Raw genomic sequence first — 18,179 nt, 5'->3', positions numbered from 1 at the left:
CTCTATATTGAAAATTTGAATACATCCTTCTTTATCTTTTTAAATATTGGTGGCAAACTTTCTGCTATAGTTTTATTCTTTAAATAGCTTAACTTTCCATCAGTATTTCTAAATATTAATTTATATGCATATAAGAATTGACACTCTAATCCAAATTTATTTGAGAAAAATGAATTTAACTTTCTATCTCCGTATTTATTATCTCCTATAATAGGTGTTCCAAGTTGTGCTAAGTGAGCCCTAATTTGATGACTTCTTCCTGTTATTAAATTTATCTCTAATAATGAGTATGCTCCATTAGTTTGTACAGTCTTAACTTCCATAGCTATTTCCTTTGAGTTTGGAACATTGTCGTCATATACTTTTGATATATTAACTTCTTCATTTTTTAGTATATATCCCTTATATAATCCATCTTTAATTTTACCCTTAACTAAAGCATTATAGTACTTGTCAACTTTACCTTCTCTAATTATTTCATTTAATTCCCTTAAGCCTTCAAAAGTTTTTCCGAAAATAACTATACCGGAAGTATTTCTATCTAATCTATTACATGATGCTGGAGTAAATGTTACTTCACTTTCTGGAAGATAATCACCTTTTTCATTTAAATATGATAAAACATAATCTGTTAATGTTGCTTCATGACCTTTTTGATCTGGATGAACTAAAACACCTGGCCATTTTTCAACCACTAAAAGATTTTCATCCTCATAAGTTATTTTTAATCCGCCTGATTCAACTTTTATAAATTTCGGCTTTGATTTTTCTTTGTTACTTTGAATGTATCTTATTTCTACAATATCGTCTAATTGTAGTGAATAATTTTCCTTTTGTTTTTTTCCATTTACTCTTATGTCACCTTTTCTTAGTGCCTTAAAGATCTTACTTAAAGGAACATCCTTTAATAATTTTCTTAAAAACTTATCTAATCTTTGACCTGCCTCATTCGTGCCTATTCCTATTATCAAACTAATCACTCCTAGTGTTTTTTTCTATTTCAAACTATATTTTCCCCATTGTTATAGATTAATATTAAATTCACTTCTTGTCAAATATTGAAGAACCAACTCACATTGCATTGTTACTCCTATAGTCAAACAATCTTCATCAATGTCAAATAAGCTACTATGCGCTGGATATATAATATTTTTTTCTTTATTTAAAGATCCTAGAAAATAAAAAACACTTGGCCTCTCATTTGCAAAATATGCAAAACTTTCAACTCCCATTTTAGGATTCTTCTGAACTACAATATTTTCTTCACCTAAAACTTTATTAGAAGTGTCCTGAAATAAATTCACCATATAATCATTATTCCAAAGACTTGGATATGAATCTTCTATTTCTATATTACATGTGGATCTTGATGAATTACATATTCCTTCTACTATTTCTTGAATCCTTCTCTTTATATATTCCCTATCTTCTTTATACATAGTTCTTATAATTCCCTTAATTATAACTTCTTCTGGTATTACATTTTGAGCAGTTCCTCCATGTATAGATCCAATTGTTACTACAGCCTGATGATTAGCATCTATTTCTCTACTAACTATCGTTTGAAGAGACATAATAACAGTACTTGCTATTACTATTGGATCAACTGTTGTGTGTGGATAAGCTCCGTGTCCACCTGATCCTTTTATTAATATCTTAAATGGATTTGATGCAGCATTAACAACACCTTTTTTGACCATTACCTTACCACACTCTAAAGTTTCTTCTACATGTAAACCTAAAATTGCATCCACTCTAGGATTTTCTAAAACACCTTCATCAATCATAAACCTTGCTCCACCTACAGTCTCTTCTGCTGGTTCAAACAAAAATTTTACATTTCCATTAAATAAATGCCTATTTCTATTTAAAATTTTAGCACATCCTAAAAGTATTGTTGTATGGGCGTCATGACCACAACCATGCATTTTACCCTTAACTTTAGATGCATAGGAGCATGTCTTTTTATCTAATATTGGTAATGCATCAATATCAGCTCTTAATGCTATAGTTTTTAAATTCTCACCTTTTTTATTTCCTTTTATTATTCCACAAACTCCAGTTTTTGAAACCTCTCTAAAATCAATACCTTCTGCTTTTAAAAATTCTTTTATCTTACTTGATGTTCTATACTCTTCCATTCCAAGCTCTGGATTTTCATGAATATCCCTTCTTATTGATATAAGCTCATTTTTAATACTTAATACTTGCTCTTTAAAATAGTCCATAATTAAGCCCCCTTTTTATTATAGACATCTTTAACTCCAAAATATCTCTATTTTATCTCCATCTTTTAAAGAATCTGTAAACTTTGCCTCATTACCATTTATTCTAAGATTTATTATCCCTTTAGCATTCTCTAAATCAAAATCTATATAGTTAAATATATTTATAAACATATTTTCAGTATCTTTTTTCAAAAATATTTTCTCTCCATTTACAACTATACCTATTTTATTGTTCTCTTCTATTTCTATTTTCTCTACTACTTCTGTTTTATCTGAATCTTCTACTTTACTTATATCTTTAGTGTAAAATCTTTCTCCATCAGAAACTTCATAATAATCATTTACTTCTTTATCATCTTTATAAATAGATAGTTCTTTCTTAATTATATATTTTTTTATATCTCCAATTTTTCTTGGTAATATTAATTTAACTTCATCTCCATCTTTTATTTCTGACTCTAGACTTACAAATTTTCCATTTATAAATGCAATTGTATCAATATTAATTATATTTTCATCTATATAAATACTTATACTATTAAAAGTCTTTATTTGTTCCTTTATTTTAGGTTTTGCATCTCTACCATTTTTAGCAAAAGCTATTTCTATATTAGACCCTTCACAAACCTTACTTTCTATACTTGTTATTTTCCCATCTAATTTTATAATAGGGCTTTCTCCCTTTTCTCCAAAAGCTATTCTTTTAGTTCCATTAATTGTATATTTTACATTTTTCCCACTTTTTGCTATAAGCATAACCGGATTAATTTCAGCTTGTAATAGTACATCCATTATTTTATGTTCCTTAGTATTAAACATAGTTATTGGAGTCTTGTTTAGAATCACATCTATAAAGTCGTTACCATTATTCTTTGCTGCTACTAGTGCAATTCCTAATACAGTAACCCCTTCGGAACCTAAATCATCATTACTAACACAATCAACAACAGACTTTCTATCTTTAATAGCAACTCTATTAATCGGCATATTCAACTGTTCAGTTATTTCTTCTAATAATCCTGGAGTGTGGGCCCCTCCTCCAACTAAAAACAAAGCACTTGGCGTTTTATTCCCATTTAACTCTATAATCTTACTTGATATACTTTCAGCAATTTTTTTAACTACAGGCTTTATAACCTTATTTAAATCTTCACTTCTAATAGTATTTTCTAATCCAAGTATATCTAAATATGTAATTTCCTCTTCAACATTTATCTTTTTCTTTATTACCTCCGCTAAATTAAAATCTACTAAACATTCTTGCGCTATAACTTCAGTAACCTCATCTCCAGCTTGTGGTACCATACCATAAGCAGAAATTTTTTCCTTTGAACTTATAGCTATATCTGATGTCCCTGCTCCTATATCAACTAAAGCTATATTTAAAAGTCTTAAATTTTTAGGTATAATTGCTTCCATTGCAGCTATTGGCTCTAAAGTTAAATTTTCTACTGTAAGACCAACCTTTTTCATAACACTATATAAAGAATCCACAACTGATCTTGGCAGGAAAGTTGATATTACATCTACAGCAATATTTTCTCCTTTATGTCCACTAAGATTAGAAATAACAAATCCATTTAAATAATAGCTTGATACAGAATAGCCAACACAATAAAGCTTACCATCTGTAGTTGTATTTATTTTTTCTTCAGCATCCTTCACAGCTATTAATTCTAAATTTCTTATAGTATCATTTGTTATTTCCTCTTCTGAATCTACAACCATTTCTCCTTTACTATCTACAGTTTTTAAAAATCTTCCTGCTGCTGCAATTGATACAGACTTTAACTTTATATTAAGCTCATCTTCTAAACTAGATACTATTTTAAATACTCCTCTAGCAACTAAATCTATATCATGAATTTGACCATCTACCATAGCTCTTTCTTCATGTTCTAAGTACTTCTCAGATATAACATGAAATTTGCCATCTTTAGCTTCTAAAACTGTTCCTATCATAGAACGTGTTCCTATATCCAATGCAAATTTAATATTATTAATATTTATATTTTTCATAACAATAACCTCTTTATTAATTATTTTTTTAATAATAATATTAATTAAGTATTATTATTAGATTACTTTCCATTAATACTTTTAAAGAAAAGCTCCTAGAAATAAAATCTCCAAAATCTATCCTTATAATATCGCCATTTACCTCTAAAACTTTACCTTCACCATAAGCTCTATGATAAATGCTATCACCTAAATTTATGCCATAGTTTTCTACTTTGCTTTCACTTGAAAACTCCCCTTCTTTTATAAATCTAGACCTATCTTTAAATTTACCTCTTATTGTTTTTGGTGAATATAAATATAAGTTATCTATTGCCCTTGTTATTCCAACATAAAATAAACGTCTTTCTTCCTCTATATTTTCTTCAATAGACGATTTATGTGGTATTGTTTCTTCATTACAATTTATAATGAATACATTTTTAAATTCCATTCCTTTTACGCCATGTATCGTACTAAGTATCACTCCCTTTTGTTCTGTCTTACTTTCCTCTATTCGATCCTTAACTTTCTCAACATGATTTAATAGTTCAATAATAGTTTTAAATCCTTTGGCGGCACTTTTAAATTCCTCCAAAATATCTTCCAAATCGCTAATACTTTGATTATATCTCTCACTATATTCTCTCAAATAGTTGATATATCCAAGCTCTGAAATTACAATTTGAATTGCACTTCCCAAAGATACCTTACTTAAATACTGAATATCCCTTCTTAAGTCATCTACCTTTTTTGCTTGATATGGTGGAGTATCTTTCTTTTCTATAATTAAATCAAAAGAATTCTTATATTCATAAGAGGATTTTATATATGATATAGTATCTTTACTTATATATCTAAATGGTTTATTTATAATATTAAGAAAGCTTTCTTTATCATTTAAATTAATAGCTAGTTTTAAATAACTTAATATATCCTTACATATGAAATGATCAAAAAAGTTATATCCTTTGTCTAAAAGTACGAATGGAATCCTTTTTCTAGTAAAAATATCAATTATACTTCTAGCCTCCATATTAGTTCTGTATAAAATTGAATTTTCTTCAACTCTGTCATTGCTTTTTTCTATTACTGAAGCAATTTGTTCTCCTTGTTCAGTTTCATCATAAGGTCTTATATATTTTATCAATCCAATGTTTTCTTTAAATGATATAATCTCTTTTTTATTTCTCTTTGAGTTATATTCTATAACCTTTTTAGATGATTCTACTATATTTAGTTTACTTCTATAATTAATTGATAAATATATCTTCTTACCATTTTTAAAATCTTTATTAAAACTCACCATATATTCGGGTTTTGAGCCTCTAAAACTATAAATACACTGATCTTCATCTCCTACCGCAAATAATTCATTACCATCATTTATTAACTTTAAAAAACTTATCTGTAAATCATCGCAATCTTGAAATTCATCTACTAAAACATACTTAAATAAACCTTTATATTTATCTAGAATGTTTTTATTATCTCTTAGGAGCTTAAATACAGTTATAGATAAATCATCAAAATCCCATAAATTATTCTTTTCTTTATACTCTTCATAGTGTAAAAAACATTCTTTAAAAATATCCTTTGATAAGGTTGACCTATATTCTTCCATGTTCTTTAAGGATGTTTTAAAATAAGATATATTATTTAAAACTTCCTTTACCTTATCATCATTTACATCATCTGAATACTTAGATAATACATTTTTAATTATTCTATAAGAAATTCCACCATCTATTATTTCAATTTTATATCCTTCTCTAAGCAAAATTTTATAAAACAATCCATGAAAAGTTCCAAAAAAAGGAGCCTTTTCACAATTAAATATATTTTTATATCTATTTCTCATATTATCTGCTGCCGCTCTAGTAAATGTAATAACTATTATGTTTCCTATCCTTATTCTTAAATCTTCAACTAAATGATTTACTCTATTTATTATTACAGTTGTCTTTCCTGATCCTGGAGCCGCTACCACTAACACGTTTTTCTCTTTTATATAAACAGCTTTTTGCTGAAATTTATCTAACTTTATTTTCATTATATCCCCTCTTTATTTTTTATATCCATTTAAAAGCATAATCACCTATATTGTAGTAATTATTTTTTATTTATACAATACCTTATATTACTTTATATAATAATAAAGGAGTGCAAGTGCACTCCTTTTAATAATTAATTATATTATCTGTCAAATTATACCCAAAGTATTCATCTTGAGAATATGCATAATCTTCATTTATTATGTCTTTATAAATTAATTTAGTTGTTAAATGTTCTTTAAATGGACAAATTTCATCTTCTTGTATAGATTTGTTCATAGGACATTCATTATAACAACTTACTTTCTCCCTTGTTGTTGACCAAAATGGACACTTACTCATAATTATTCCTCCCAACACCCAAATATGAAAACGAACCCATGAGTTCATTATAATATAATTTCATATAAAATCAAATGGTTTTGGAAGTAATTAGATTATTTTCTGTATTTTTTTTAATATGTATTTATTCTTTTGGCCCATTCTATAGTATTTAGATATATTTGACCTAAATTATCTATATTTAAACCAACTCTATTACTTATTTTATAGACTAAATCTGTATTAAGTTCTTCATATGCTAAAGTTAAATTTAATATATATCTTAGTATATTATCTTTTCCTAAAAGTGCTTCTTTCACATTAAAACTAACTGGCAACTCATCTACAACACTTTGAATATCCTTTCTCATCATCACATGTAAATCTGAAAATAAACCAACCATAAATGCATTTCCCTTTTCTTTATAGTTAATTTTAGCCATAACTTCTTCACAAAATTTGGCTCTTATAACAGTGTTATTAGCATATTCTTCACTTTTACTTAACCTCATCTCTACAACTGAAACTATTGATAGCCATTTTCTTAATTCTTCCATTCCAATAAGCATTATTCCTTGTCTTATAGAATCAATTTCTTGAACAAAACTAAAATATGCAGAATTTATAAACCTTAAAAATTTATAACTTAATGCAACATCTGAAATTATTATACTTTCTATTCTACTTAAATCAAATTCTTCTTTTAATAATTCAATAAGAACATTAAATATAGTTATATTTCTAACCGCTATATCTTCACCTATAATTACAGATGGAGTGCTAAAATAAAACCCTTGAAAATATTTAAAGTTTAACTCAATAGCCTCTTTAAAATCTGCTTTACTTTCAATTTTCTCTGCCAGTAACTTTATATTATATAACTTAAAATTATTTTTCATAAAGAAATTAGCAATTTCTTTTCTTTCTTCTTTAGTAGAAAGTTTAAAATCAACCTTTATTATATCTACTATATTTATAAATTTCATTACTTGATTTAAATTGCTAACATCATCTAAAGCTACATAATAACCTTTTCTTTTTAAGAATCTTAAATTATCAATTACTTCTTTTGTGGGTTTAACGTTTTCTAGTACTTCTATTATTACTTTTTCTTTAGGTAAAAGTGTTGCCATATTACTATTTATAACTTCTTCCGGAAAATTAACTAAAGCCATTTTATTATTAGTTAATTTATCTAATCCAAAAGAGGATATATTTTGAATTACTTTATATGTAGCTTCTTCTGGTTTAACAGATGAATCAAACTTATTATCTAAAGAACTTCTATATAACAGCTCATATGCAACTACTTTTTCATTTTTATTATAAATCGCTTGCCTGGCTATAAATATATCCATATAAACTCCTACTTGCTATATTTCTTTTAATATTATACATTAAAGAAAAATTTTTTAAAAGTTGTGTAGTTTATTTCTAAAATAAAAAAGAGTTTCTTAAAATAGAAACTCTTTATGAAATACATTTATAATCTATACTCTCTTACATCCTGTATTTTTTACTACTGAAATATTAATTATTTCATTTGTAAATGCTTTTAATAATGCTTTTTCTAAAACTTTTTCTTTATCAAAATTTGCTATATCTCTGCATTCCGCAAAAACTTTATTTAATTCTCCATTAAAATTCTTATATGTTAATGTTACATATGGCTTTTCGTATTCAACATTAATTATTTTTAATCCCCAAGAAATTTGTGCATAGTCTCCATCAGTGTTAAGATAAGTTAATTCCTTTAACTTATTTGCTTCTTGTGATGGATCTGTTATTTCTATTAATTCATCGCCTACTTTGTATTTTGCCATTCATATTCCTCCTTAAGTCGACTAAAAGTACAACAAACTTATATTTTTTTCAACTTTTTTAATTCTTATTATATATTATGTGTTAAATTTATGTTATTATTATTGTTGCTGAAGTATTTTTTAATACTTTTGTTTAATAATATCGACATTATTGTTAATTCATTAACATCTATTTCGATATTAACATATTTTGCCTAAATATTCAAGAGTTTTTTGAATATTTAGGTAATAGCAATATATTCAATTAATAATTATTATTTGTTTATTTTTATTATTAATTGACTTTTGGTATTGCTTAATATATAATTAACTTAAAATATATAAGGATGGTGTATTATGGACAATATAACTTCTATCTTTAGAGAAAAAAAATTAAAACTTACTCCTCAAAGACTAGCGGTTTATAAGTACTTAATGAGTACAAAAGAACATCCTTCTGCTGAAACTATTTATAAAGCTCTTCAACCAGAATATCCTACTATGAGTTTAGCTACAGTGTATAAGGCTTTAAAAACTTTAGTAGAAGTTGAGTTAGTTCAAGAAATAAACGTTGGCGAAGGAAACTTTAGATATGACGGTAATCCTTGTGAGCACGCTCATATCCAATGTATTAATTGCAGTAAAGTTGATGACTTAGAAAATGTATCATTTAACGATTTGAACAAAACTGCTGAAGATGCCTCTGATTATAAAGTTATATCAAATAAGGTATTCTTTTATGGCATTTGTAAAGAATGTCAGTAATTATTTAACCAGTAAATTTATTTATTAAATTTGCTGGTTTTTTTATTATCTATAATATTATGTTTTACATGAAATTTGAATTTATATAACAATTCCTTCATATACTTTAATGAGGTGATTATATGGCTAAATTCATAGTAGTAAAGAAAAATTTTATTTTATCATCTTTAGTAGCTTTAGTAGTAATTTGTACGTTATTTTTTTCATTTTATAAATTAAATAGAAATATAAAAACTGCAACTACTTTTTTAAGCACTTTAACCAATGGAGATGGTATTACTCAAGACTTTGATGGAGATGGAGAAAATGAAACTATAGAAATACAAAAAGAAAAAGGGTATTACATAATTAAAATTAAAGGTAAAAATAAAGAACTAACTTTAAAGGATAAAAATGATTGTGAGACCATTGCTTCTATATGTAATAATTGGCCACTAAAAATTGATGTCTTAGATTTATCTAGAGATGGAATACCTGAAATAATAGTACGTGGCTCTAAAGATAATTTACCAGTGAATTACATCTTTACTTGGCAAAATGAAAATTTTCATAATATTTATAGTTCTACTGATAACATTTTAGGAATTTTAGATTCTACTAACTCTAGAACCCCTAAATTTCTGTCTTTATCTTCAAGTAAAGGTGATAACTCAACTAATGCTTATATTTTTAATGGTGATGTATTAAAAGACATAAGTTTTTCAAAGCCTATTGTTCCTGGCCTTAATTCTGTTCAATCTTTTATAGATTTGATACAAGTTCAATATGAAATATCAGATCCACCGAATATCTTCACTTCTGAAATACCAAGTAATGAATTGAGTCTTCTTTGGAATCTTGATAAAGAAACCTATAGATATGATTTTCAAAATGGTTATTTCCATGATGTTAATTGGGATGAAAGTGGTGAAGTACTATCTTTGATTTGGTGCTTGTCTTTCCAACAAGTTAAAATTCAAGATCCTGATAATAATAGAAAGGAAGCGCTTATATATATAACTATAAAAAAAGATGATTATAAAAATTTCAAAATATCATCTATAAAAAAGACTCTTTCAGATAATTAATACACAAACAAAGTAAAAGGCCGCTTAAAGCGGCCTAAAGGGGGATGGGGGGTTTTAGCTATAATGAAGATTTATCTTCATTTGCTATAGGAGAATACTTCTCCGGTACATTTATATTATTTCCCTTCCATCCTTTTTTATACATTCAATCTTTTAAATATTTTATTTAAATGATCCATTATTATATGCTTCTATTACTTTATCTATAAAGTCAGCTCTCTTCGGATCTACTATACTCCTAATATTCCTTAAAAATTCTATGTTTTCATCCATACTTATATCATCTTCAAAAACATTTGTTAAATCCTCTTCTCTATCTTCTTTTTCTACATTATTTCCCCCCATCATATTTTGCAACGAACCAAAATCCAAATTATTAAAATTTAATCCTGCTCCATTACCTACCTTAGAGATTATGTTTTGTAAAGCACTTATATCAAACCCACCTTGATTTGTTCCTGAAGCATTATTATTTCCTCCAGCCATATTCTGCATAGCACCTAAATTTAGATTATTTAAATTAAAACCATCCCTACTCATAGAAGATAACATATTTCCAATTTGACTCATATCCATTCCTCCGAGCAACCCCATTAATTGTGCTGGATTTATACCAAAAGGATTATTATTTCCTTGATTATTTTTTTGATTATTTCTACAATTAGGACAGTCACATTGTTCTACCTTATGTCTATGTTTTTTCTTTGACATTTGGCTCCTCCTAATAAATTAGTATATACTCATATTATATGTACTTACAATAAATATGTTTATGTTTTTAGGCATTTTTTTGGAGGGCCACAGGCCCTCCATCTTCTATACTAACAGCAGCAATTGTCTCCGCCAAAGAAACTATTGAATGATCCACCACATAGTAAGAATAATAAGATAATTAAATATGATCTACAATTATTTAATAATCCTGAACCACAAGCGATTAACAAGAATATTATAGGTGAGCAGCAACTATTTAATCCGTTAAATACATTCCCGCATCCATTGTTGCAACAAACATCTTGACAGCAACATTCACATTTCTTTTCACATCTTCTTTTTGACATAATTATCTCTCCTTCCTTAATTCAGGTTTTTTATAAGGTTTTTTATTAGCAGCATCCAAATAAGTTACCTAAGTTACCATTATCTGATCCACAGCCACCAAAGCCACAACCAGCACATAAGAATAAGATAACTAATAGGAATAAATATGATGAGCAGCTTCCATTGTTATTTCCATAACCATTTCCACAACAGCATCCACATGATTTCTTAGATTCACATCCGCATCCACATCCGCATCCGTTATTTCCCCACATACATGATCCATTACTGTAGAATAAGATTAATAATATCCATATCCAAGAACCAAAGCCACAACCATTTCCACAACAACTGTCAAAGCTTGGAATACATTGTGAAGACCCTTGTGATGTAGATCCATCGTTACATCCACATGAATTTAAACCATTTAGAATTTCATTCATTTCCATAATTTACTCCTCCTTGGGATTTTTTAGTTTTTTTTGTTTGTTTATACTATATACTATGAGCTAAAATAAAAATTGACACAGCCTTTTTATTTAAAAAGTTTATTTTTTTAAATAAAAAGAAAGAACCTGTAGAAATAAATATTTCTACAGGTTCAAACAAGATTACTCTTCTACATTTCCCTCTATTTCTTCTTTATAAACTAAATCTCCAAATAAATTCTCCACTAATTGATCCTTACCTTTTTTATTTAATGATGAAAAGAAATATAGTTTATCACTTGAATCTAATTCTAAGGTTTGTCTTATTACCTTTTCACTTTTTCTCAATTCGTTATTAGATAATTTATCACTTTTTGTAGCTACAATAATTTCATCATATCCAAAATGCTTGATCCATTGATGCATTTGTATATCATCACTTGTTGGTTTATGTCTTGAATCTACTAATAATATAACTCTTTTTAACGGATCTCTTCCTGTTAAATATGTTTCTACAGTATTTCCCCAACTTGCTTGCTCCTTCTTAGAAACCTTTGCATATCCATACCCTGGTAAATCAACAAGATAAAACTCTCCATTATTTATCATAAAGAAATTTATTAATCTAGTTTTACCTGGTGTTTGACTTACTTTTGCTAATTTTCTTCTATTTGTTAACGCATTTATTATTGAACTTTTACCAACATTTGAACGTCCTACAAAGGCTACTTCTGGTAAACCCGTGTCTGGATACTGGTTTCTTTTAACTGCTGATATTATAAATTCAGAATTATTAATTTTCATCAATGGTATCAACTCCAATTATAACTTTATTTAATACCTCTTTTACATCTTCTACAGTAATAATATTTAGCTTATTCTTAATAGTTGTAGGTATTTTAATTATATCTTTTTCATTTTCTTTAGGAATTATTATAGTATCAATTCCCGCTCTAAAGGCAGCTATTGACTTTTCTTTTAATCCACCTATTGGCATAACTCTACCTGTTAAAGTTACTTCTCCAGTCATTGCTACATTACTTCTTACTTTTTTATTTGATAAAGCTGAAACTATAGCGGAAGTTATTGTTATACCTGCTGAAGGACCGTCCTTTTTAATTGCTCCCTCTGGGAAATGTATGTGTATATCAGTGTTTTTATAAAAGTCCTCTTTTATGCCAAACTTTTCAGCATTAGCTCTTACATAACCAAATGCTATTTTAGCTGACTCTTTCATAACATCACCTAATTGTCCAGTCAACTCTAGTTTACCTGTTCCATGCATAGTAACAGCCTCGACTGGAAGTGTATCTCCCCCAGCAGCAGTCCATGCCATACCCTTAACTACACCAACTCTATCTTCATGTTCTCTCTTGTCATAAGTATATATAGGAGCACCTAAATATTTTTGAATTCTTGATGTTGTAATATTAGTTATTTCTTTTTGTTTCTTAATCATTTCTGTAAGAGATTTTCTTACTAATTTAGCTAATACCCTTTCAAGACTTCTTACCCCTGATTCACAAGTATAACTATTTATTATTTCTTTAATAGAGCCATCTGATATTTTAAATTTTTCTTCATTTAATTTATGTTCTTTTAATATCTTTGGAATTAAATACTTTTTAGCAATATGGAATTTTTCCTCATAGGTATATCCTGATACTTCTATAACTTCCATTCTATCTAGTAATGGAGATGGTATATTATCTAAAGAATTTGCTGTTGTTATAAACATTACTTTAGATAAATCAAGATCTAACTCTAAATAGTGATCTCTAAATGTATTATTTTGTTCACTATCTAATACTTCTAATAAAGCATCCGCCACATTTCCCTTATGATCAAAACCTAGCTTATCTATTTCATCTAGTAACATTAATGGATTATTAGACTTAGCTTCTTTCATAGAGTATACAATTCTTCCTGGAATAGCACCAACATAAGTTTTTCTATGTCCTCGTATTTCAGCTTCATCTTTTAGTCCACCTAATGACATCCTAACGAAATTTCTATTTATTGCTTTCGCAACAGATTTAGCTATGGAAGTCTTTCCTACTCCTGGTGGCCCAACTAAACATAATATAGGCCCTTTTAAATTATTAGTATATTGCTTTACTGCTAAATATTCTATAATTCTTTCCTTTACTTCTATAAGTCCATAATGTTCATCATTTAAAATTTCTTCTGCTTTTTTAATATCAAAATTGTCTTTAGTTGATTTACTCCATGGAATATCTAGAATCCAATCTAAATATGTTCTTATTACATTACCTTCAGAAGAACTACCTGCTGATTTAAGTCTTGCAACCTCACTTTGAGCCTTTTCCTTAACCAGTTTAGGTAATTTAACCTTTTTTATTTTTTCTTCATATCTTGTAATTTCTCTTTTTTCTTCGTCATCTTCACCAAGTTCTTCTTGTATTACCTTTATTTGCTCCCTTAAATAGTATTCTTTTTGAGTCTTATCCATACTATTTTTTAGCTTATTGCTAATTCTCTTCTCTACCTTTATAATATCAATTTCTTTTTCTATTATAGAAAGTAATTTTTCTATTCTCTTTATTATATTTAACTCTTGAAGAATATCTTGTTTCTTATCTTCTTCAATAATTACATAAGATGCAATAACATCAGTTAATTCACTATAGTCTTTAACTTGTTCAAATAAGTTTCCCCCAGAACTCTTACCTCCGTCTGAGATTCTCATATATCTATTAAAACTCTTTTTTAATATTTTAGCATAAGCTTCAATATCCTTATCTTCACTATCCTGTACTTCTTGCACCTTTTCTATAGTAGACTTAATATATTCTCCCTCTACCTCCACACTTACAAGTTTAGCTCTTTCTATACCTTCTACTAAAACTCTTATTATATTGTTAGGAAGTTTAAGGAGTTGCTTTACCTTACATATGGTTCCTATTTCCTGTATATCATTAAATTCAGGTTCTTCTACATTAGGGTCCTTTTGGCTTGAAAGGAATATATCTGTTTGCTGTTCCATAGCTGCTTCTACAGCTGCAATAGATTTTTCTCTGCCTACATCAAAATGTATAACCATATTAGGAAAAATTGTAATTCCTCTTAGAGGAATTAAAGGTAGAGTATTTTTATTTTCATTCATGCTTATTCCCCTCCATCCATTACATATATAGTATGTAACTTTAATAGTATACACATAATTTATATTTTTTTCAATCTTAAGAAAGCAAATTAATTTCAAATAACAAAAAAGATATATAACTATAAATAAGTTACTTTAAAACTGTTCTTTATAGTTATATATCTAATAAAATTTTTTTATTATAATTTTTCTGCATCAGCTGATAATATGTCTATATTACCTTCTGTATGTATTTTAGACTTAATTGCAATATTTATAACTTCCTTCAATGTCTTTACTGGAATTACCTCCACACATTTTATATTAGAAAACTTTTCATTCCAATTCTCTATTGGTATTATAACCCTTTTTGCGCCTGAATTTTTAGCTGCTAGTATTTTAGCTGAAACTCCCCCTATAGGCTTTACTCCTCCTAAAAGACTTATTTCACCCGTCATTGCAACTTCATTATCTACACTTAATCTCTTTACAGCACTATATATAGCTGTTGCTATTGTTATTCCTGCTGAAGGACCATCTACTGGAATACCACCTGGTATGTTTACATGTATATCGTATTTTTCACATTCCAAATCGAATATATTATTTAATACTGTTAATACATTTTGAATTGAAGAAAATGCTGTACTTTTTCTTTTTACTCTTCTATTATTATTTCCCATTTCCTCCTCTTCAATTATACCAGTTACCTTAAGTTCACCTTTTCTATGAGTTACTTCTTTTGCCGTTGCTTCTATTTCCATTAGCATTCCTATATTTGCTCCATGAACTGCAAGACCATTTACCATTCCTACTTCTGGAGTTTCCTTTATCTTTTTATCAGGAATTTCATTATATTGCCCATTTTCAATTACCCATTGAATATCACTCATTGTTATATTGTTTCTATTTTCATTAATAGCAATTCCAGAACATAATTGGATTAAATTTACCACTTCTCTACCATTACTACAGTATTTACTAATTGTTTTTAATCCTATATCCTCTATTTCTAGATTTACTTTTTTAGCTGCATTCTTTGCTATTAATTTTATTTCATCTGGATGTAATGCTCTAAAAAATATTTCAACGCACCTTGACCTAATAGCAGGAACTATTTCCTCAGGCCCTCTTGTAGTGGCCCCTATGAGTCTAAAATCTGCTGGTAACCCGTTATCGAATATTTCTTTAATATAATCAGGCATATTAGGATTTTCTGAGCTATAATATGAGCTATCTAAAAAAACCTTTCTATCTTCTAACACTTTTAATAATTTATTTAACTCTATAGGATGTAACTCTCCTATTTCATCAATAAACAACATTCCTCCATGAGCTTTAGTAACTGCTCCTGGCTTTGGTTGTGGGATTCCTGCTATACCTAAATTACCTGCCCCTTGATATATAGGATCATGAACTGAACCAATTAACGGATCAGCTATTCCTCTTTCATCAAACCTAATTGTTGTTGCATCTATTTCTACAAACTTAGCATCTTGCTTAAATGGAGATTTTGCCATTTTTTTAGCTTCTTCTAAGACAAGTCTTGCTGCAGCTGTTTTTCCTACACCTGGCGGACCATAAATAATTACATGTTGTGGGTTAGGCCCACATAAAGCCGCCTTAAGAGCTTTTATTCCTTGTTCCTGACCTATTATCTCTTCAAATGTAGATGGCCTACTTTTTTCAGTTAGTGGCTGTGTTAGCTGCACACTTCTCATTTTGGCCAACTTATCCATTTCTTTTGTATTTTCTTTATCTATAACCACCTTATTTGTTCTAGTATTTTTATTGCTATTCATCATATAGAATATAAATACTACCATTGTTATTAATTGTAAAACCATTAAAACTTGTGTCATACCCGTAAGCATTTACTTTTGTAAATGCATTCCTCCCTTCATTTATAAAAAAGTAACATATTTAACAAATACCTTATATCAATATTATTAACTTAATAAAAGGTTACTATTCTATAAAATAAGGAAATTTGCCCACGTTTTTTCAACAAAAAAATATCACTTAATCATAATTAAGTGATATTTTTATATTATGCACTTTCCATGCCTTTTCTTTGTTTTACCTTTTTAGGTTTTATTTGTGGTCTAGTTTCACCTTCAGGCAATTTTACAACCTCCGGTGATTTTTTTGACTTAATACAGTCTGCATTGATTATAACTTTAGATACTCTTTCATCTGATGGAATATCAAACATTATTTCAACCATAACTTCTTCTATTATAGACCTTAACCCTCTTGCTCCAGTCTTTCTAGATATAGCTTCATCTGCAATAGCTTTTAAAGCATCTTCAGTAAACTCTAATTCAACATTATCAATTTCAAATAACTTTGAGTATTGCTTAACTAAAGCATTTTTAGGCTGAGTTAAAATATTAATTAATGCATTATTATCTAATGATTCTAAAGTTACAACTACAGGTAATCTACCAACGAACTCTGGAATTAAACCAAACTTCAATAAATCTCCTGGCATTATATCTTTTAATAATTTACCCATATCCTTAGATTTTTTAGACTGAATCTCCGCTCCAAATCCTATAGAACTCGTCATAGTTCTCTTTTCTATAATCTTGTCAATTCCATCAAAAGCACCACCACAAATAAATAAGATATTAGAAGTATTTATTTGTATAAACTCTTGATGTGGATGCTTTCTTCCACCTTGTGGAGGGACTGAAGCTGTAGTACCTTCTAGTATTTTAAGTAAAGCTTGTTGAACCCCTTCACCAGATACATCCCTAGTAATAGATGGATTTTCTGATTTTCTAGCAATTTTATCTATTTCGTCTATATATATTATTCCTTTTTCTGCTTTTTCTACATCATAATCAGCATTTTGAATTAACTTTAAAAGAATATTTTCAACATCTTCACCTACATAACCGGCTTCTGTTAATGTTGTAGCATCAGCTATAGCAAATGGTACATTTAAAAATCTAGCTAAAGTTTGAGCTAGAAGTGTTTTTCCTGAACCTGTTGGTCCTAATAAAAGTATATTACTTTTTTGTAATTCAACTTCATCATCTGATAAATTTGAACTAATTCTTTTATAATGATTATATACAGCTACTGACAAAGCCTTTTTAGACTTCTCTTGACCAATAACATACTGATCTAGATAATTTTTTATTTCATTTGGCTTTGGAAGTGTTGTGGTATCTAATTCACTACTTTCTTCAAATTCATCTGCAATAATTTCAGAGCATAAATCTATACATTCATCACAAATATAAACTCCAGGTCCTGCTATTAATCTTTTTACTTGTTCTTGACTTTTTCCACAGAAAGAACATTTAAGTTGTTTTTTATCTTCGTACTTAGCCATAAATTCACCTCACTCAGGTTAAG

Annotated in this window: 16 protein-coding genes; 2 read left to right on the top strand and 14 right to left on the bottom strand. The window is 28.1% G+C overall.

The genetic code is table 11. The features are described 5' to 3' along the window. Positions 1 to 2 precede the first annotated feature (2 nt). From CP523_RS11960 to CP523_RS11930, 7 genes are all read right to left on the bottom strand, one after another. Entirely contained in the window at positions 3 to 971 is a 969-nt protein-coding gene (locus tag CP523_RS11960; protein WP_066673457.1) for an RluA family pseudouridine synthase, read from the bottom strand. A gap of 51 nt (positions 972 to 1,022) precedes the next feature. Next, the gene (locus CP523_RS11955; RefSeq protein ID WP_120140896.1) at positions 1,023 to 2,228 is read right to left on the bottom strand and encodes a M20 metallopeptidase family protein; all 1,206 of its coding nucleotides are present in this window, start codon (positions 2,226 to 2,228) and stop codon (positions 1,023 to 1,025) included. 30 nt (positions 2,229 to 2,258) lie between these two features. Continuing rightward, positions 2,259 to 4,253, bottom strand: a complete 1,995-nt coding sequence (locus CP523_RS11950; RefSeq protein WP_066673455.1) for a cell division protein FtsA — start codon at positions 4,251 to 4,253, stop codon at positions 2,259 to 2,261. Between the two features lie 34 nt (positions 4,254 to 4,287). Further along, entirely contained in the window at positions 4,288 to 6,279 is a 1,992-nt protein-coding gene (locus tag CP523_RS11945) for an ATP-dependent helicase (RefSeq protein WP_066673454.1), read from the bottom strand. A gap of 127 nt (positions 6,280 to 6,406) precedes the next feature. After that, entirely contained in the window at positions 6,407 to 6,622 is a 216-nt protein-coding gene (locus tag CP523_RS11940; RefSeq protein WP_066673452.1) for a hypothetical protein, read from the bottom strand. 113 nt (positions 6,623 to 6,735) lie between these two features. After that, a complete protein-coding gene (locus CP523_RS11935; protein WP_066673451.1) occupies positions 6,736 to 7,959 on the bottom strand; it encodes an EAL and HDOD domain-containing protein in 1,224 nt (407 codons plus the stop codon). A 132-nt stretch (positions 7,960 to 8,091) separates the two neighbouring features. After that, positions 8,092 to 8,424 (bottom strand): hypothetical protein, encoded by a 333-nt coding sequence (locus tag CP523_RS11930; protein WP_066673449.1) that lies wholly within the window; start codon positions 8,422 to 8,424, stop codon positions 8,092 to 8,094. Positions 8,425 to 8,760: 336 nt separating this feature from the next. Here CP523_RS11930 and perR point away from each other — a divergent pair, with 336 nt between their 5' ends. Together perR and CP523_RS11920 are read left to right on the top strand one after the other, a co-directional pair. Further along, positions 8,761 to 9,168 (top strand): transcriptional regulator PerR, encoded by a 408-nt coding sequence (gene perR / locus CP523_RS11925; RefSeq protein ID WP_066673447.1) that lies wholly within the window; start codon positions 8,761 to 8,763, stop codon positions 9,166 to 9,168. Positions 9,169 to 9,290: 122 nt separating this feature from the next. Further along, positions 9,291 to 10,235, top strand: a complete 945-nt coding sequence (locus CP523_RS11920) for a hypothetical protein (RefSeq protein ID WP_066673444.1) — start codon at positions 9,291 to 9,293, stop codon at positions 10,233 to 10,235. Positions 10,236 to 10,397: 162 nt separating this feature from the next. Here CP523_RS11920 and CP523_RS11915 read toward each other — a convergent pair whose 3' ends face one another. The 7 genes from CP523_RS11915 to clpX all read right to left on the bottom strand — a co-directional run bounded on the left by CP523_RS11915 (position 10,398) and on the right by clpX (position 18,156). Continuing rightward, the gene (locus CP523_RS11915) at positions 10,398 to 10,946 is read right to left on the bottom strand and encodes a hypothetical protein (protein ID WP_066673443.1); all 549 of its coding nucleotides are present in this window, start codon (positions 10,944 to 10,946) and stop codon (positions 10,398 to 10,400) included. A 110-nt stretch (positions 10,947 to 11,056) separates the two neighbouring features. Continuing rightward, positions 11,057 to 11,296, bottom strand: a complete 240-nt coding sequence (locus CP523_RS11910; protein ID WP_083089356.1) for a hypothetical protein — start codon at positions 11,294 to 11,296, stop codon at positions 11,057 to 11,059. A 45-nt stretch (positions 11,297 to 11,341) separates the two neighbouring features. Beyond that, positions 11,342 to 11,725, bottom strand: coding sequence for a hypothetical protein (locus CP523_RS11905; protein ID WP_066673441.1), 384 nt, complete (start codon positions 11,723 to 11,725; stop codon positions 11,342 to 11,344). Positions 11,726 to 11,887: 162 nt separating this feature from the next. Next, positions 11,888 to 12,508, bottom strand: coding sequence for a ribosome biogenesis GTP-binding protein YihA/YsxC (gene yihA / locus CP523_RS11900; protein ID WP_066673440.1), 621 nt, complete (start codon positions 12,506 to 12,508; stop codon positions 11,888 to 11,890). Continuing rightward, positions 12,498 to 14,831 (bottom strand): endopeptidase La, encoded by a 2,334-nt coding sequence (gene lon, locus CP523_RS11895; protein WP_120140894.1) that lies wholly within the window; start codon positions 14,829 to 14,831, stop codon positions 12,498 to 12,500. The genes yihA and lon overlap by 11 nt, the downstream gene beginning before the upstream one ends. 179 nt (positions 14,832 to 15,010) lie before the next feature. Then, positions 15,011 to 16,672 (bottom strand): ATP-dependent protease LonB, encoded by a 1,662-nt coding sequence (lonB, locus tag CP523_RS11890; protein WP_066673435.1) that lies wholly within the window; start codon positions 16,670 to 16,672, stop codon positions 15,011 to 15,013. A gap of 188 nt (positions 16,673 to 16,860) precedes the next feature. Further along, the gene (gene clpX, locus CP523_RS11885) at positions 16,861 to 18,156 is read right to left on the bottom strand and encodes an ATP-dependent Clp protease ATP-binding subunit ClpX (protein WP_066673432.1); all 1,296 of its coding nucleotides are present in this window, start codon (positions 18,154 to 18,156) and stop codon (positions 16,861 to 16,863) included. Positions 18,157 to 18,179: the final 23 nt, after the last annotated feature.

Origin of the sequence: Clostridium septicum, assembly GCF_003606265.1 — a bacterium.
GTDB lineage: Bacteria > Bacillota > Clostridia > Clostridiales > Clostridiaceae > Clostridium > Clostridium septicum.
Note: the sequence above shows the minus strand (reverse complement) of the source record. Positions and strands in the feature narration are given on the sequence as shown.